This window comes from Lentibacillus sp. JNUCC-1, assembly GCF_009741735.1.
Classification (GTDB): domain Bacteria; phylum Bacillota; class Bacilli; order Bacillales; family Amphibacillaceae; genus Lentibacillus_B.
In genome coordinates this window covers 216,531-232,510 of sequence record NZ_WHOH01000003.1, presented here as the reverse complement: position 1 = coordinate 232,510, position 15,980 = coordinate 216,531, and the positions used below count along the sequence as shown (strand labels likewise).

The 15,980-nt window shown below is 45.7% G+C and carries 18 protein-coding genes and 2 pseudogenes; 5 read left to right on the top strand and 15 right to left on the bottom strand.

From position 1 onward, the window contains the following. Window positions 1–16: 16 nt before the first annotated feature. The 10 genes and pseudogenes from JNUCC1_RS11530 to mscL form a co-directional block, all read right to left on the bottom strand. Window positions 17–1,069 (bottom strand): C45 family autoproteolytic acyltransferase/hydolase, encoded by a 1,053-nt coding sequence (locus JNUCC1_RS11530; RefSeq protein ID WP_156645651.1) that lies wholly within the window; start codon window positions 1,067–1,069, stop codon window positions 17–19. 36 nt (window positions 1,070–1,105) lie between these two features. Further along, window positions 1,106–1,303: a hypothetical protein gene (locus JNUCC1_RS11525; RefSeq protein ID WP_156645650.1), complete on the bottom strand. Its 198-nt coding sequence runs from the start codon at window positions 1,301–1,303 to the stop codon at window positions 1,106–1,108. A 291-nt stretch (window positions 1,304–1,594) separates the two neighbouring features. Next, window positions 1,595–2,689: a sensor histidine kinase gene (locus tag JNUCC1_RS11520; protein WP_156645649.1), complete on the bottom strand. Its 1,095-nt coding sequence runs from the start codon at window positions 2,687–2,689 to the stop codon at window positions 1,595–1,597. After that, window positions 2,676–3,359, bottom strand: coding sequence for a response regulator transcription factor (locus tag JNUCC1_RS11515; RefSeq protein WP_156645648.1), 684 nt, complete (start codon window positions 3,357–3,359; stop codon window positions 2,676–2,678). The genes JNUCC1_RS11520 and JNUCC1_RS11515 overlap by 14 nt, the downstream gene beginning before the upstream one ends. 29 nt (window positions 3,360–3,388) lie before the next feature. Then, entirely contained in the window at window positions 3,389–3,712 is a 324-nt protein-coding gene (locus JNUCC1_RS19280) for a TlpA family protein disulfide reductase (protein ID WP_331713885.1), read from the bottom strand. Beyond that, window positions 3,709–3,933, bottom strand: coding sequence for a hypothetical protein (locus JNUCC1_RS19275; protein WP_331713763.1), 225 nt, complete (start codon window positions 3,931–3,933; stop codon window positions 3,709–3,711). The genes JNUCC1_RS19280 and JNUCC1_RS19275 overlap by 4 nt, the downstream gene beginning before the upstream one ends. Window positions 3,934–3,951: 18 nt before the next feature. Further along, on the bottom strand, window positions 3,952–4,695 hold the full coding sequence (locus JNUCC1_RS11505; RefSeq protein WP_156645647.1) for a cytochrome c biogenesis CcdA family protein: 744 nt from the start codon (window positions 4,693–4,695) through the stop codon (window positions 3,952–3,954). Next, the gene (locus tag JNUCC1_RS18280) at window positions 4,692–4,838 is read right to left on the bottom strand and encodes a hypothetical protein (protein WP_197431722.1); all 147 of its coding nucleotides are present in this window, start codon (window positions 4,836–4,838) and stop codon (window positions 4,692–4,694) included. Before JNUCC1_RS18280 ends, JNUCC1_RS11505 begins: the two co-directional genes overlap by 4 nt. A 42-nt stretch (window positions 4,839–4,880) precedes the next feature. Next, complete coding sequence (locus JNUCC1_RS11500) at window positions 4,881–5,339, bottom strand: hypothetical protein (protein ID WP_156645646.1); 459 nt, start codon at window positions 5,337–5,339, stop codon at window positions 4,881–4,883. Between the two features lie 239 nt (window positions 5,340–5,578). Further along, window positions 5,579–5,941, bottom strand: a pseudogene (mscL, locus tag JNUCC1_RS11495) (large conductance mechanosensitive channel protein MscL); the annotation flags it as partial. Window positions 5,942–6,086: 145 nt separating this feature from the next. Here mscL and JNUCC1_RS11490 point away from each other — a divergent pair. After that, window positions 6,087–7,087: pseudogene (locus tag JNUCC1_RS11490) on the top strand (DmpA family aminopeptidase). A 19-nt stretch (window positions 7,088–7,106) separates the two neighbouring features. Next, a complete protein-coding gene (locus JNUCC1_RS11485; RefSeq protein WP_156645645.1) occupies window positions 7,107–7,799 on the top strand; it encodes a copper homeostasis protein CutC in 693 nt (230 codons plus the stop codon). A 222-nt stretch (window positions 7,800–8,021) separates the two neighbouring features. Here the strand turns inward: JNUCC1_RS11485 and cyoE are convergent, their stop codons facing one another. Next, window positions 8,022–8,960, bottom strand: coding sequence for a heme o synthase (gene cyoE, locus JNUCC1_RS11480; RefSeq protein ID WP_156645644.1), 939 nt, complete (start codon window positions 8,958–8,960; stop codon window positions 8,022–8,024). Window positions 8,961–9,177: 217 nt separating this feature from the next. Between cyoE and JNUCC1_RS11475 the strand changes: the two genes are divergently transcribed. After that, a complete protein-coding gene (locus JNUCC1_RS11475; RefSeq protein ID WP_156645643.1) occupies window positions 9,178–9,543 on the top strand; it encodes a hypothetical protein in 366 nt (121 codons plus the stop codon). Then, on the top strand, window positions 9,498–10,316 hold the full coding sequence (yidC, locus tag JNUCC1_RS11470) for a membrane protein insertase YidC (protein WP_156645642.1): 819 nt from the start codon (window positions 9,498–9,500) through the stop codon (window positions 10,314–10,316). Before JNUCC1_RS11475 ends, yidC begins: the two co-directional genes overlap by 46 nt. Before the next feature lie 757 nt (window positions 10,317–11,073). Here the strand turns inward: yidC and JNUCC1_RS11465 are convergent. Further along, window positions 11,074–12,765, bottom strand: coding sequence for a methyl-accepting chemotaxis protein (locus JNUCC1_RS11465; protein WP_156645641.1), 1,692 nt, complete (start codon window positions 12,763–12,765; stop codon window positions 11,074–11,076). A gap of 30 nt (window positions 12,766–12,795) precedes the next feature. Beyond that, window positions 12,796–13,281 (bottom strand): chemotaxis protein CheW, encoded by a 486-nt coding sequence (locus tag JNUCC1_RS11460; RefSeq protein WP_156645640.1) that lies wholly within the window; start codon window positions 13,279–13,281, stop codon window positions 12,796–12,798. 185 nt (window positions 13,282–13,466) lie between these two features. On the opposite strand from JNUCC1_RS11460, the gene JNUCC1_RS18275 reads away from it, so the two are divergent. Next, the gene (locus tag JNUCC1_RS18275) at window positions 13,467–13,634 is read left to right on the top strand and encodes a hypothetical protein (RefSeq protein ID WP_197431721.1); all 168 of its coding nucleotides are present in this window, start codon (window positions 13,467–13,469) and stop codon (window positions 13,632–13,634) included. Between the two features lie 90 nt (window positions 13,635–13,724). On the opposite strand, the gene JNUCC1_RS18270 is transcribed toward JNUCC1_RS18275, so the two are convergent. Both JNUCC1_RS18270 and JNUCC1_RS11455 read right to left on the bottom strand, forming a co-directional pair. Further along, complete coding sequence (locus JNUCC1_RS18270) at window positions 13,725–13,904, bottom strand: hypothetical protein (protein ID WP_197431720.1); 180 nt, start codon at window positions 13,902–13,904, stop codon at window positions 13,725–13,727. A gap of 8 nt (window positions 13,905–13,912) precedes the next feature. Beyond that, window positions 13,913–15,973 carry a catalase gene (locus JNUCC1_RS11455; RefSeq protein ID WP_156645639.1) on the bottom strand — a complete coding sequence of 687 codons (2,061 nt, stop codon included), beginning with the start codon at window positions 15,971–15,973 and terminating at the stop codon, window positions 13,913–13,915. Between the last annotated feature and the right edge of the window lie 7 nt (window positions 15,974–15,980).

Below are 15,980 nucleotides of genomic sequence, written 5' to 3'. Positions count from 1 at the left end.
CCCTGGTGTCTGTTCATTATCTGGCGTTCCGGTCCATATGACCAAATGGCAGATCGGTGTCAACCTCCCCGGTGATACGCTTTGTCAGTATATTTTTGCCTTCAAGCCATGTTTTGAAATCAAAAACAAGCGGCTCTCGATCACCGCCAAGCGCAAACCACACCTTCCCTGCACTAGGCAAATAAACAGACGTATGGATGGTTCCGGACCAATTCTTATATTGATCGGAAAACACACCTCTATTCCTGTCATTCATCAGCCTGAACGCCTCATAAGCTTCCAGCCCACCATCACTTTGTTGCTCAATCGCCTTCATCCGTTTAAATGAATCATCCAAATGGTGGCGGTTTTCATGTCTCAGCTCTTCAAAGTGATTGGTACAGGCATAAGCTGTTCGGACGCTCGTGTCTCTAGGGGTCGCTTCCACAACATACGCCTGGCCACTTCTATCGAAGACGGTGTAACTGAACGAATGCCTATGGGGGATTTCTTGAAGCATGTCAACAGCTTCATCAACTGTCGCACACCTTTCCAGAACCAGCCGCCCGATCGCACTGCAAATAAAACCGTCCCCGGGCTGTCTGCGATGGACAAAATTATACGCCATGACAAGCCCTTTTTCATTCATGCCATCCATTCGGCCCGTAATGCGCTGTGAGGGGCCAATCACCGCATAACCGCCATCATTCGGTGCATACATGACGAAACGCCCTTCATAGGTCTTCGGATGGTAATCATAATTACGCACCATATAATCAGTGCCGGTTACGACAGAACAGCCGCTTTTGGTAATTTCCGTGCGGTACCCGCTGAATTCCTGCAGTACATCATGTAACGGGAGCTCTAAAGCATCCCTAAGTCCGATCAGCTCGTCCCATATTTGTGGGGCAAATTGTTCAAAGGCTGCCTTCGTTTCATCAGGCTTGATCTCGAATCTGGGGCGTCTCGTACGCCATTGTTTCTCACGATTGGTCATGAGCCGTGAATTTCTGAGCAACTCGCCTTGTTTATAACCGAAATCATAGTGGCTGCCTCTAAACTGAATCACATCACTGTAGATCTGTTTCATTCCTTATCCCTCTTTAATTCACAGTTTAAAAAGACCCTAGCGCTCAGGGTCTTGGTCATTGTGTTTCCATTGCCCAGTCAAGATATTCTTAATCAGTATCAGAACCAGAAAGATCAGCCAAGCGGTCACAACGTAAAAAATTGCTTTTTCCACACTGCCGAAGTGCTCTCTGAAAAAGAACATGCCTCCCCAGATCACACCGATTGCCAGTATTTGATACAGAAGAAATTTCATCAACAGCCCCTCCTGTCTGTCACACATCGCTTTTTTGCCTACCCCTTGCAGCCGCTCGGGGAAAACATTACGCTTTCCGTGGGCGCGGCACGAGCCTCGGGCCCACAGGACGTGGGTCATGAAGAAGTGGCGATTGACGTCGCGTTCTTAGCCTTCCTTCCCCTATACCGCGCTCCGGGGACTCACCGGGGCTTTGCATCCCACAGGAGTCTTCATGTTTTCCCCGAGCGAATAAGAAGTGTTAACTATATTGATTTTAACGGAGGGTGCGCGTTATTTCCATTAAAACAATTATATTTCAGGTGTTGTTTTACTGTCTGGCAATGTGAACGTCACCGTGGTCGTTCCTGTGTCGTGAGTTGCTTTAATCGTGCCGCCGTGCTGTGTCACGATTTCCTGCGCAATGGACAGGCCTAGGCCGCTCCCGCCAGTGTCACGACTGCGTGAAGGGTCTAACCGGTAAAACCGTTCAAATATATGTTCTTGCTGTTCTTCTGATAGGGGGGCACTTGGACCCGCCACCCTAATCTGGTACGCATTGTGCAGCCATTGTCCTTCTACTTTGATCGGGCCGCTTCCGTCGTAATAACGAATGGCATTGTCCAATAGGTTGCTGAGAACTTGTTGAATTCCCTCTTGATGAACGGACAACACTTGTTCAGAAGCGGAAATTTCCATGTTCAATCCCTGTTGCTTCAAGGTCCAATCGAATATGACTGCACATTGATGGATCAAGTCTTTCATGTTGGTCTGTTCACGTTTTGACGAGAGACTCAGGGCAGCTTGGTCCCATTCCTTTAAACGGTCCAACTGCTCGACCATGGACGTCAACCGCTTTGCCTCTTCGTGAAGGGAAGCAAATAACTCCGGATCTCCCTCAATATCGCCTTTCGAGAGGGCATTTAAATAACCATTTAAATTGGAAAGCGGTGTGCGAAACTCGTGGGACAAATCCTGCACCAGTTTCACTCGTTGTGCCTCGGTTGTTTTCAACTGGGCAATCAGTGCGTTATACTGTTCGACAAATAAGCCAAGCTCATCACGCGTATTTACCGGCAGTGGCTCAGGATATTGGCCGCCCCGGAGCTGCTTCGTTGATTCCAGCAATTCGCGGACCGGCTTAATCAGCTTTTTCGTTAAATAAAAATGGAGCACACCGCCAGCGATCAGTGACGTGATGATAAAGGTAATTAAATAATTCGCCAGTGTCCGGTTGAACATAAGCTGCCGCTGCTCATCCAAGCCTCCAAGCCCTTCTGCCAAAAAACAAGCCGTATTATAAACACCCCAGCTGCTCGCGATGATCACCACCGCAATCACGCCAACGTTCATGAATGTCAGCCGCCCAATCAGACTGTGGGGCAGGAATCGGTTAATCAGTCGCATATTTATACCCCATCCCTCTAACGGTCACAATCCGTTTCGGCTGTGATGGCTCTTTCTCAATTTTGCTGCGCAGCTTTTTGATATGGGCATCAATCGTCCGGTCCAAAACAGCCGTTTCTTCGTGGGGATACAGTTCATCCATCAGTGCTTCCCTGGAAAAGACAACATTCGGCTGCTGCATAAAATGATACAAAAGCGTAAATTCATGTTTGGTCAAATCCAGCTCTTGATCATAAAGCAGCACCCGTCCCTTCCGCGGCATCAGACATAACCCGTCATGGACAACCTTTTGGCAGAATTGACCTGTCCGCCTTAAAACAGCTTCAACCTGGGCGATCAGTTCTTCCGGTTCAAACGGTTTTGTCATATACCCGTCAGCCCCCATTTTCAGTCCGGCTATTTTATCCTCGGTCTGAACTTTGGCAGACAGCATGATAATGGCCACATCATCTTCAGCGACGTCTTTCATCCAACGACAAAATGCTTCCCCACTTACTTTGGGAAGCATTAAGTCCAAAATCACAAGACATGGACGGTGATCGAGGAAGACGGTTTTGGCTGCCTCGCCATCAGCCGCTTCCACAACACGGTAGTCATGTTTTTCCAGATAAAGCTTGATAAGATGCCGGATCATACGATCATCTTCAACAACCATAATCGTTTGTTTCATTGCGGCCACCTCGGTTTCAAGTCAGGTTATCAATCCATTTTATCCAATTCCTGAACCATCATTTCATAATTTAAGGCACCCATCGCTTTTCGGTGAATCAAACCATTAGAATCAATCAGGAACGTTGTCGGGATCGGCTGGATTTGATATTTATTCGCAACCGTTGTCTCTTCATCCATTAAAATTTTAAAAGTCAATCCGTATTCATCCACGAAGTTCTCGACATTTTCACGGTTATTCTCGGTTTGGGTTAAATTCACCGCCAGAATTTGGACGTCTTTTTCGTTATGAAGCTTCTCCATATCCGGCATTTCCGAGCGGCACGGGCCGCACCAGGAAGCCCAGAAATTCAGAAAGACACGCTCACCGCGGAAATCAGACAGCTTTTGCGGTTCTCCCCTTCAAGGGTTGTCAGTTCAAAGTCAGGCGCCAGATTGCCAACCTCTAAACCGACATCATATTCACTCTCATCAAACGTTTCACCGCCTGTGTCCGCGCCTGAACTGCCAACAAATTCATATATTGCATAGCCGAACATCGCGGCAATCACAATCACGATAATTGCTTTTTTCATCGTTAAATTCCTCCCAGTTTAGCCCAGATTCCCAAGCCAAGTATCTTCAACAAGGTCCAGAAGCACTTCTGAAATCCGTGTCAGCTGTCCTGTAAATAACAGCACACCCATGATGATCATAACCACGCCGCCGACTTTCATGATGATTCCGCTGTATCGCACAATCCAGCGTGATGATCCAATGAAAAAGGTTAGAATCAAGAATGGCAGAGCGAACCCGATCACATACATAATCGTATACAATGTGCCCTGTCCCGGATTGCTTGCAGCCAGAAATAGGATAGAGGCGAAGATCGGTCCGATACAAGGCGTCCATCCAGCCGCAAATCCGACGCCGACAAAAATCGTTCCTAAGTAGCCAACAGGCTTTTTCGTTACCTTCATGCGTTTCTCTTTCATAAATGCGCCGATATTCAGCCAGCCGCCCACAAAAAGACCCATGACAATAATAAAGATCCCGGCAACCCGCTGCAATAACACACCTGATGCACCAGTCATCAACCCTTGAATCCACGAGCCAAGAAAGGACACACCAACACCAAGTCCGATAAACACCAAAGAGACACCAATCAGGAAAAAGACCGAATGCACAAGCAGCTTACTGCGAATCTTAACGTCCTTACTCCCCTGCAGCTCTTTAACACTCACCCCGGTAATATAAGATAAATAAGCCGGAAAAATCGGCAGTGTACATGGTGACAGAAAAGATAACATCCCTGCACCAAGCGCTAACCATATAGATAAATCCGCTGCTCCTGTCATACAGACACCTTCTTTCTAAAACTCAAAACAAACATGATGCCGCCGCCAGCAGCCATTATGGCAAAGTACCACCAGGCAAGCATATAATCAAAAACGGCGACATAAGAAAGGCTCAGACTCAAGACCAAATAGCCTGCCCCCATACAAACATATACAATGGCACCTGCAACGCTTTCGCCATGCGATTATGCAGAAACACCATCAGCAACAACAGCACAAACAACAGGGCCAAACTCCCCAATGCTGTCCCCATCCTCTGTAGCCATGCCAATAAACTCAAATGTAAACATCGCACCAACCAAAACGTACAACAATGCGTGCAGATGTGACCAAGCGTTCAGCTTGCCCTTGTACACTTTGATAGCGATATGCACGGCACTGAAAAGTGTTGCCAGATAAAACGCTTTGGAATCACTCGGATAGGCCAAGACAGCAAACGGATCACCGAACATGGTCGGCAGGTTCAGCAAAATTTTCCCCAGCCATATGTAAATAATGAAATTAATGATACTTCCGAGCACATCCTCCATCATCTGTTTGCGCTCTTGTTTGCCGAGTGCACTCAACAACATATAAAATACAAAACCCGCTGCAATACTGCCGGCTAATACGGCAATTGATTTCAACACCCAGGCTGCTGGCATAAATCTTCCTCCCGAAACACGCATTCAGCCTTATTATAAAACACGTTTATGAAAATTTGATGAAAGCCTGTTTAATTTTTTGGATTGTATCAGAACCTCTCTGCCATTCTATCACGATTGAGCTTCCAAACGTTATCTAACCGCTTGACTGTACGCTATAGTGTCCGGTTGTGCTCATCTTTTCGACCAGCAATATTGATAACCATGTGTTTCTGGCTTACATGCGTCGGTTTCTGGTCTTGTTTCAAAAGCTCTCGAATCTCTTTCAAAACTTTTACTTCTGGGTTTTCTTTCGTTTTAGCCTTCTTCTCTTCTTCTTTTCTAAAACGATTAATGAGGCGTACTAGAAAAAAGGTCGCCATCGAAATAAACACAAAGTCAAGAATGGATTGCATAAACTCACCGTAAAGAATGTCTGTATGCCCAATGGTGAAAAACAAATGGGACACATCGACAACATCCAGCACGAGACTGAGCAGCGGTGTCATTATGTTTTCCACCAGAGACGATACAACCTTACCAAAAGCAGCCCCGATCACCACTGCTATGGCAAGATCCATCACATTCCCTCTGACAGCAAATTCCTTAAATTCATTCCACACGACAAAACCCCCTGCATATATGAAATCAGCCTGTACACTGCATATATATGTCTGTATCAGCCGCTTTCATTCATGATCATTTCCCATTTGCGTGCATGGGTGATAAGCTGATCATAGGAATACAGGCTGAAGGGGAATCACGTCAATGACACTAAAAAAAGGCCCGTCGAACAGTTTAACAGATGTTTCCGACGTGAAAGTGGGCCATGTTACGCTTGAAGACACGTTAAACGGCACTGATGCCATATGCACAGGTGTTACTGCAATCATGCCGCATGGAAAAGACTTATTCGAACATAAGGTACCTGCTGCCGCACATGTCATCAACGGCTTTGGCAAAACAACCGGATTGGTCCAGCTGGACGAACTCGGTTTGCTGGAAGCGCCGATTATGTTGACGAATACGTTTAGTGTGGGCGCAGTCCTGGAAGGCACGCTGCAATACATGTTTGATCAAAATGAAACCATCGGGACACTGCCAGTTCTCTTAATGTTGTGACAGGTGAATGCAATGACAGCTATTTGAACAGCATGCGCAACATGGCTGTGAGACCAGAGCACGCCATATCCGCCATCGAAAATGCTCATGCCGGCTCAGTTGAACAAGGCGCAGTCGGAGCTGGCAAAGGGATGGTCTGCTTTGGGTTTAAAGGTGGAATCGGATCCGCTTCACGACTCGCAGAAACAGATGAACACGCTTATACCGTCGGGTGCCTGGTGCTGACGAACTTCGGAAAGCCTGAACATGCCTTGTTTGCCGATTGGACCCCTCAGGACACAAAGATGCCCGATGGTTCCATCATGATCATCCTGGCAACCGACGCACCGCTCTATGATCGCCAGCTTAAGCGTCTCGCCAAACGGTCTGGCGCAGGTTTGGCTCGTACCGGCAGCATCATTGCCAATGGCAGCGGCGATATTGCCATCGCTTTTTCGACCGCTCAAACTGTCAGTCGAGGCTCTGGCAGCACAGAAAAGATGCATTTTATCCCAGACGATAACCCTCTAATGGACAAACTGTTTCAAGCAGCCGTCGAAACAACGGAAGCCTCGATTATGAATGCACTCTTGCATGCTGAAACAACGCAAGGAAGAAAAGGACGCATTGTCAAGAAAGCCCCCTTACCGAATGTAAAAAGCGACTAACAATACGAGGTGACAGAAAATGAACATTGAAGTGATTACACTAAACAAGCAAGACACCGCACAAGCCGCACAACTCGGCGCATCACGCGTAGAGCTCGTCAGCGCTATGGAGGCTGGCGGTCTGACACCAAGCTACGGAACCCTTAAACGCATCCTTCCAGGCGCACCACTGCCCGTACACGTCATGGTCCGCCCCCACGCTTACGGGTTTGTGTACGATGACGAAGATGCAGAAGCCATTGCAGAAGATGTTCAAATGATCCAGCAGCTGGGCGGAACCCATATCGTTTTTGGCTGTTTAACAGAGGCGGGAAAGATCGACGAGTCACTGCTTTCCCGCGTGATAGAACTTGCCCCTGATATGGACATCACCTTTCATCGCGCGTTCGATCAGACAGACGATCTAACAGAAGCCTATCATACACTGGTAAAATACACGCCGCATGTCTCACGCATTCTCACTTCAGGCGGAAAAGACAAGTCCACGGAAGCAGCGAACGAACTCAAACAATTGGTCGCCTTGTCAGAAGCAACAGGCGGCCCCCGGATCATGCCCGGGAGCGGAATCAACACAGACAACCTGGCCGAACTGCATAAGCAAGTCGGCGCCCAAGATTATCACATCGGCTCAGGCGTCCGCACCAGCGGCGCATTCAACCATCCCCTTGACCCTGCACTGATGGATCAGGTCAAGACAATACTCGGCAAATAACAAACACCTTTTGCACTGTGCTTTTCCAAATATATTTGACGTTCAACTAATATATCGGAAATTTCACTGTCGATATCGGAATTCTGTGTGTTATATCGGAAATTTTGACACCTATATCGGCGACTTAGACCCATATATCGGAAAATCACATAAAACACCCTTCATATTGAAACACAAAAACCTCCGTCTCCGGAGGTTTTTGTGTGGGTTTATTTAAATTCTTTAACTAAACGAAGGAACTGTGACGATAAACATAAGTAATAATACGGTTGTAAGATAGGCTAGTGAGTATATAAACATGCGCTGGGCCCAGGCCCGGTTATCTTTTGCTTTGAACCCTTTAACCGAAAGCATAATCCAGGCTATGTTCAGTACCGAAGCAACTGCTGCAAAAAGCCCACCGATCTGCCCCACTACAAAAAATGGCAATGGGAACAATGCGATAATATAAATCAGCATCTGCCGCTTCGTAATATCAAATCCGTAAACGACCGGAAGCATTGGCACACCTGCAGCTTTATATTCATCATGTCTTTTAATCGCAATCGCAAATGTATGTGGCACTTGCCAAACGAAAATAATCAATGCCAGTGTGATCGGCACAATATGAAAAGCCGAATCTACTGCTGCCCAGCCGATAAGCGGCGTCACCGCACCAGACACACTTCCAATGATTGTGTTCAATGTATACTTCCGTTTCGACCAGAACGTGTACAAAACCACATACGTAAACCAGCCGATCAACCCATAAACAGCCGCTTCAAGAGTCGTAAATAAAAGCAGGAGCATCCCGGCAGCACTTAACCCGATCCCTATATAAAGAACAGTTTTCATATTAAAATTGCCAGTTACAGTCGGGCGTGCTTGCGTGCGTTCCATCTTCTGGTCAAGATCCACTTCATACCAATTATTCAGCGCAAGTGCACCGGCCATCACTAGCGTACTTCCAATAATGGTTAGAAAAAATGTCTCCCATTGTCCTGAAAAAGTGCCTGTTGTAAAATAAATTGCCAGCCAAAAACCTACTACCACTGGCAGCACATTCAAGACCAATACAAGTCCTTTAAACAAAGATTTCAAGTCTGTCAGTATCATCCCCACATCCTGCTTTCCCTGGCTGATCTGATTTGTTTCAGTCGATAAGGTTTCAATTTTATTCATTAATTGCAGCTCCTTATAATTAACAGCAATAGAACAGTGCATACATGTATAAATATATCACGATTCTATCCAAACGCCAACCAATCTCGACCAAGTTCCCATATGTTCACAAAAATGTTGTTATTTTGTCCACTCGGCATTGAAGGAAATCTCGAAGAAAGCTTTCATTCTATGATATAATATGATTTATAGCTTAAATCGAAGGAGGTGAATATAGATGCTTATTGAGTTGCTGAATGAAATTTTAAATGACACATCACCGTTTTACTTTTATATCAGTATGTTCTGGGCTGCTGCGGGAGCTGTGAAGCTCATCCACATGCACAAGCCTGTTTCAATCAAACAACGGTTGCATTTTAGGAAAAGCCCCGGGATCTATGAAAACACGGTATTTTCCCAGCAGCCATTCACAGAAAACATGAGCATTCAAACAAGACTCACACACATCTTCAAGCGAATAGATGCGCCTGATGATGATAGAGATGACCAAGTCCTCTTGATTTCCAACCCAACTCGGAAAATACAAGGAGGACTATTATGCAACACTCATCTATATTCACGCTCGTTAAAAAATACGGTCTGATCGGACTCCTGTTACTGCTTGTCCTGACGGGCTGTACAGATCTGAACGAACCAATCAATTCAGACACTGAAGGCTGGTTTAACCATTATTTTGTCTACACATTCTCAGTCTTGATTAAAGGTCTGGCCCATTTTTTAAATGACAGTTATGGACTGGCGATTATCATTATTACGCTTCTCATACGTCTGGCGGTTATGCCGTTTATGCTGAAACAGACAAGAAGCAGTCTGGAAATGCAAGACAAAATGAAATTCATCAAACCTGAATTAGACGAAATCCAAAAGAAATATAAAGGCAAGAAAGATAAAGAGTCCCAAATGAAAATGCAGCAGGAAACGATGCAGCTGTATCAGAAACACAATTTCAATCCGCTGGCCTCAATGGCAGGCTGTTTGCCCATGCTGATTCAGTTTCCGATATTAATCGGTTTTTATTATGCCATTCGCAAAACCCCGGAAATTGCAACACACAATTTTCTTTGGTTTAATCTTGGCGAAACCGATTTGCTGTTAACGGCCCTTGCTGTGATCATTTACTTCCTGCAATTCAGAGTTTCACAAATCGGGCTTGACCCTCAGCAGAAGAAACAAATGGCCATGATTGGGCTGATTTCTCCGATTATGATCGGGTTCGTTTCTTTAAATGCACCAGCGGCCCTTCCATTGTATTGGGCAGTCGGCGGCTTGTTCATCATCGTTCAAACCCTAATATCAAAACGCATCTTCCTGGCCCACAAACGCCAAAAAGAACGAGAAGCCGTCACAGAACAATAACACAAACACACAAAAGCCCCCTGTCTGTAGTGACAGGGGTTTTTCGCATAACGTACACCATCCTCAAAGACGCAATATAAGTAAACTGCGAACTAACTTATGACTGCCACTGGCAACCGCTCGGGGAAAACACTCCGCGTCCAGTGGGCGCTGATGAGCCTCCTCGCGCTGCGCGCTGTGGGTCTCATCTAGGCTTTTGCTCCCACGGGAGTCTCCGTGTTTTCCCCGAGCTAGGTGTGGAATGCTCACCTTCTTTCTCTTGCGTAAGCAGAACGGTTGGAGGTGCGAATGCGCATATAGGAGCTGAAATCACTTATAACCGGAAATAAATGCTCATAAGTAAGCCGTGGTTACGCATAAATCGAATTAATATGCATATGTGGACCTAGTACTAACTACTAAAGAAGCGGTTACGTTCTTACTTGAATTTTGAGCAGAACCGTCCAAGCACCACATTAACATATAGTGATTGGAGCGGAGGGAAGTCGACTCCTGCGGGAACAGCACGAGTCCGAAGACCCCACAGCGGTGGTCTTTCCGCGAGGAGGCTGAGGCCGTGCCCGCGGAAAGCGACTTCCCGGAGTGCAAATCACGATACTCTCAATGTGGTTAGTTGCCAGAAGCAGTCATTCAAATTTTCATTAGTTCGCAGTTTGTATCTATTATGCATTATAGGCTTGAAACGTTTATAGATATAAGATTTTTGCTGAATGAAATATCCACGTTGACGCAGTGCGGTTGTAATGGGTTTTTAGGGTTATAGTTTAAACCGCTGCAGCAGTCCGTTTAGTTCTTCAGCGGAATGTGCGAGCTGTTGGGCGCTTGTGGCTACTTCGTCCATGGAGCTGCTTGCTTGTTGAGCAGAAGCAGCTGCCTCTTCAACACCGGCAGCAGATTCTTCTGAAACAGATGCAATATCTTCCACAGCAGTATTCATCTGCTGACCACCACCAGCGATATCATCCAAATGATCTGATATCGTATGAATGGCTTCAACCATGCCAGACAAACCAGACCGAATCTCTTCAAAGGTACTGCCAGTGGATTCAATCTGCTTCGTGCCCTGCTCCACTTCAGAAAACCCGTCATTAAGAGAAACGGTCATTGACTGGGATTCTGTTTGGATATCCGTGACAATCCCCGTAATATCTTCAGCAGAATGACTGACCTGTTCAGCTAGTTTACGAACCTCATCCGCAACCACCGCAAACCCTTTTCCATGCTCTCCTGCACGCGCAGCTTCAATGGCAGCATTTAGCGCCAGCAAGTTCGTTTGATCAGCAATATCATTGATCACTTGAACAAGTGTGGAAATTTGACGGGATTTCTGATCCAGATCATGCATTTTTTCCGCAGCGTTCTTCACTATGTCATTAATACGTGTCATCTGTTCTGTCGAAGCTCTCATCATGTCACGGCCTTCACCGCTCAGGTCTGTCATACTTTGAGAACGTTCTTCAATCTGTGCCCCATGCTGATGAGCTGCTTCAATTTTATCGGCAAATGAATTCATCACACTTGCGAGTTCACCTGCACTGTTAGCCTGGGTTTCGGCACCTGTTGAAAGCTCCTCCATTGTAGACGCAATCTGTTCGTTGCCTGATTTCACCTCATAGGCGGATTGGTTCAGATCTTTACTTTGAGTCGATACAGTTTCTGACACAGAAGCAATATGCTGCATCAATTCGCGATTATTTGCATTCATGGTGTTTGTGGCATGGACCAGTTCGGCAATCTCATCTCGTGAACGCGTCGTAAGCGGCTCTTGGCTGAGATCCCCCTGAGCCAAAGCACTCATGCGTTCCACCACTGTTTTAACAGGCTTGGTAATGGCGCGGGAAGTTATAAACGCCATAATGATGCTGACCAGCAGCACCACAATAGCGATCACAAGTATGACAAAGGAAGCATCTTTTAAAGTGGACTGCACACCCTCGCCAGCCGATTCGATTGCAGCCATTTCCCGATCAGACAGTTCTTTAAAACCGACCATAATTTCATCTGACATGGGCTTCATTTCAGACATAAGGGAACTGACACTATCCTGATAACCGAAATCGATATCCCGTATAGCTTTTTGCACCAGCCCTTCCCATTCTTCCTTTTGTGCAAATAATGCTTTCGCTTCGGGGTCATCCGTCATTTTCATATACTGTTTTTCCAATTGTTCCCCTTCATCAAGAGCATCGCGTAAAGTTTCTTTAATTGAATCATCTTTATAAATAAAATAACCTCTTAAAAGGGCATTTGATTCAGACATATTCAATGTTACGCCTTCACCTGCTTTGATCAGGGGTAACTGATCTTCCACAATGGCCTCTGTTTCTTCGCTAATATCACTGAAAGCCAAAAAAGCCAAACTCATAATGGCAACGGCCAAGACGATGACAACGCCAAAACCAAATAGAATTTTCGTCCGCACACTTTTAAAATTAAATATCTTTCTCATGATGTATCCCCCTGTTAATCCACTTCTATATCAATTGGTTTCCTGTGCTTCCGATAGATCTTCTTCAAGCTGCTTCACTTCATTGGTTTCCTCGAAATTAAGAACTTTGACAAGATCCAGCAAGATCAGTATGTCATTCTCGCGCTTAGCCACACCTTGAATAAATGTCTTGTCAATACTCCCCAGTAATTCAGGTGCCTCCTCGATTGTTGACGTCTCAATATCAATTACATCTGTCGCTGCGTCAACAATAAAGCCGGCTTGAACATCATCCAGCATCACTATAACAATCCGTTGAGTGGATGCATTCTTCTGTCCTCTGATTTCAAGCCTTTCTTTTAAATCAATCACAGGAATCATATCTCCCCGCAGATAAAGAATCCCTTTGATAAACTCAGATGCTTTTGGCACAGGGGTTAAAGAGGTCATTTCTTCAATTGATAACACATGCTGCACGTCTACCCCATATGTCTGGTTGTCCAGTTGGCACACAATCACTTTGATCATCTCATCCATCCGCCCTACTCCTTTTTGACAAACTTTATGTAATCTCAATAGACTCTCATTCTTTTGACCTATTAATCATATCGGATAGATTCCATTAATTTCAAGTTAATTCAAGGGATATGTGAAAGAGGAAAATTTCTGTTATTATAATTGCATACATATCGATATAATAGTTCAAGAGGAGTGTGAAACAGATGAACGACGGTTATTTTGTAGGGTGGGGCACCTTGTCATTAATTAATGCCGGACTCGCCCAGGGGAAGAACAGAAGCGGACTGAACTGGTTTCTGCTGTCATTACTCCTCGGCCCCATCGCAACACTGGCATTGCTGTTGTGTGAAAAACGACCCGAACACAACTGATCAATCCCCCTCACACGCTGAAGATATTTGCGATGGTGTCATCGTCCCATTAAGTTTTGACGCATTAAATGGGATTCGCCGATATATTCATCAAATCGCCGATAAATAAGGTGATTTCGCCGATATACGTCGCAAAAACGCCGATATCCCTGCCGAAATCGCCGATATAACATAGCCTCCTCGAAAAGCGGCGTGTTTTCTCGAATGATCCAAAACGGCAAAAGCGCTCGTCATATGAGCACTTTTGCCGTTTTCTCTGCTTTTGATCATATTCTTTTCTATTTCCGATCCCAAAACCTTGCTTTTGCAATCGCTGCTACAAAGTCCTTAGCGAAGTCGGGATTGTTTGCTGCAAACACAACGCCAGCCAGGTTGTTTGCCTGGGAGGTTTGAAGGTAATTCTGCGCAGTTGTGGCGATGCCAATCGGTTTATAATGTTTGTAGGCTTCATTCATAAAATGTTTCACATGGTGATCAAAATTGGCCTGGTTGTGCGTGCTCCCACCGACAATATAAAGAGCATCATACAGAACAGAATATGTTGAAACAAACGTTTTTTCTGCTTTAACCGTTGTGCCATCAGACCCCTTAATCGGACCAAGCTTGCTGCTGACCACCTCGGTAAACACGCCGTGCTGCTTAAAGGCATCCAGCGTCCGCCTGACTTCCTCACCATTAAAGCCATCCGCAATTAAGATTCCCACTTTGCGTGTATAAGCATAACTCGGTGAATTAGACTCACTGAGAACCGGAGAGCTTTTTGACACAGGGACATTTCCATGGCTTGGCGGATTCACACCCACATCAGCAGCGATCGCCGCCGCCATCTCCTGATCCACATTCGCAAACATATCTACAACTTTTTGCCTGACCATTTCACTTTGAACATACCCAAGATGAAAAATGAACGTTTCAACGATATGCTGCTTTTCAACCGAGGACATACTGTTCCAGAAGAGCCTTGGCTGCGAAAAGAAGTCAAAGTACGATTCACTTGGTCTCTCTCTTGTTTTATGGCCCTCAACCTTTTCTGGATAATGCGCATACCCGCCCTTTTCGGGAGGTGTTTCTGAAGGGGTATTGTCAGCTAAGGCATTCTCATGATAATGGACAGAATCAACATCAATGCGGTGACGGGCAACGCCTTCTCTTTGGTTGAAGTTTGTTTCAACAATCGGTTTATTGACTGGAATTTGGTTGATGTTCGCAGTACCCAGCCTATGATAATCCGTATCCCTATAGGCAAAAGACCTTCCCTGCAGGACAGGATCATTGGAAAAGTCAATCCCCGGCACAAGGGTGGACGGGTCAAATGAAGACTGCTCTTCTTCCGCAAAATGATTATCAACCAACCGATTCAATGTCATTTTACCGATGATCTCAACAGGGATCACATTTTCCGGCCAGAACTTCGTGTCATCCAGGATGTCGAAGTCGTATTTAAATTCATCTTCCTCAGCAATCAGCTGGACACCCAGTTCATACTCGGGATAGGCCCCTTTCCGAATAGCATCATGCAAATCACGTCTATGAAAGTCAGGGTCCACACCACCAATAATATTAGCCTCGTCAAGCAACAGCGAATGGACACCGAGCACCGGTTTCCACACAAATCGGACAAAGGTAGATTTGCCCTGATCATTGATCAACCGGAATGTATTGACGGGATACCCTTCCATCATGCGCCAGCTTCTTGGCCGACCGCGATTGGACATCAGCCACATCACAAAATGAGCAATTTCCTGATTGCTTGTGATGTAATCCCAAGCATTATCATGAGCCACGGTCGCTTGTGGCACACCTGTACGCGGATTTGGTTTTACCGCATGTGTTAAATCAGAGAATTTCATCGCATCCATAATGGCGAAAATCGCGAACGAAAGCCCCAGCATGTCATAGTTGCCTTCCTGGGTATAAAATTTCGTTGCGAATCCGCGTATGTCTATAGCTGTGTCCTTTGCCCCTTTACTGCCTATAAAAGTAGAAAAACGCACAAATACAGGCGTTTTGCAACCTGGCTCTTGCAAAAAGTGCGCCTTTGTCACATGCTTCATTGATTTATAAAGTTCAAACTCCCCATACGCCCCGTCACCTCTTGCATGGACAACCTTTTCCGGTATGCGCTCTCTGTTAAAATGCGATTGTTTTTTATAAAAATGAAAGTCCTGAAACAGTGTTGGCCCCCGTTTGCCAGCACGTAACGACCATCTGTCATTAGATATTTTCATACCGGCGTCACTTGTCATATCACCGCCTGTATTTTGCTCACGATACTGCTCCAGTTGCTCATCCTTTTCGTCTTTGGCATGGTGTTTCCTGTTGTTTGAAGACTCATCCATGATGTAT

What these genes read in the sequence shown, in the direction of transcription:
- JNUCC1_RS11455 (WP_156645639.1), bottom strand. Translation starts at nt 15,973, where the DNA reads ATGGATGAGTCTTCAAACAACAGGAAACACCATGCCAAAGACGAAAAG.
- JNUCC1_RS11465 (WP_156645641.1), bottom strand. Translation starts at nt 12,765, where the DNA reads ATGAGAAAGATATTTAATTTTAAAAGTGTGCGGACGAAAATTCTATTT.
- JNUCC1_RS11460 (WP_156645640.1), bottom strand. Translation starts at nt 13,281, where the DNA reads ATGGATGAGATGATCAAAGTGATTGTGTGCCAACTGGACAACCAGACA.
- yidC (WP_156645642.1), top strand. Translation starts at nt 9,498, where the DNA reads ATGCAACACTCATCTATATTCACGCTCGTTAAAAAATACGGTCTGATC.
- JNUCC1_RS11485 (WP_156645645.1), top strand. Translation starts at nt 7,107, where the DNA reads ATGAACATTGAAGTGATTACACTAAACAAGCAAGACACCGCACAAGCC.
- JNUCC1_RS11500 (WP_156645646.1), bottom strand. Translation starts at nt 5,339, where the DNA reads ATGCCAGCAGCCTGGGTGTTGAAATCAATTGCCGTATTAGCCGGCAGT.
- JNUCC1_RS11525 (WP_156645650.1), bottom strand. Translation starts at nt 1,303, where the DNA reads ATGAAATTTCTTCTGTATCAAATACTGGCAATCGGTGTGATCTGGGGA.
- JNUCC1_RS11475 (WP_156645643.1), top strand. Translation starts at nt 9,178, where the DNA reads ATGCTTATTGAGTTGCTGAATGAAATTTTAAATGACACATCACCGTTT.
- JNUCC1_RS11530 (WP_156645651.1), bottom strand. Translation starts at nt 1,069, where the DNA reads ATGAAACAGATCTACAGTGATGTGATTCAGTTTAGAGGCAGCCACTAT.
- JNUCC1_RS18270 (WP_197431720.1), bottom strand. Translation starts at nt 13,904, where the DNA reads ATGATCAAAAGCAGAGAAAACGGCAAAAGTGCTCATATGACGAGCGCT.
- JNUCC1_RS18280 (WP_197431722.1), bottom strand. Translation starts at nt 4,838, where the DNA reads ATGGGGGCAGGCTATTTGGTCTTGAGTCTGAGCCTTTCTTATGTCGCC.
- JNUCC1_RS11515 (WP_156645648.1), bottom strand. Translation starts at nt 3,359, where the DNA reads ATGAAACAAACGATTATGGTTGTTGAAGATGATCGTATGATCCGGCAT.
- JNUCC1_RS11520 (WP_156645649.1), bottom strand. Translation starts at nt 2,689, where the DNA reads ATGCGACTGATTAACCGATTCCTGCCCCACAGTCTGATTGGGCGGCTG.
- JNUCC1_RS19275 (WP_331713763.1), bottom strand. Translation starts at nt 3,933, where the DNA reads ATGAAAAAAGCAATTATCGTGATTGTGATTGCCGCGATGTTCGGCTAT.
- JNUCC1_RS18275 (WP_197431721.1), top strand. Translation starts at nt 13,467, where the DNA reads ATGAACGACGGTTATTTTGTAGGGTGGGGCACCTTGTCATTAATTAAT.
- JNUCC1_RS11505 (WP_156645647.1), bottom strand. Translation starts at nt 4,695, where the DNA reads ATGACAGGAGCAGCGGATTTATCTATATGGTTAGCGCTTGGTGCAGGG.
- cyoE (WP_156645644.1), bottom strand. Translation starts at nt 8,960, where the DNA reads ATGAATAAAATTGAAACCTTATCGACTGAAACAAATCAGATCAGCCAG.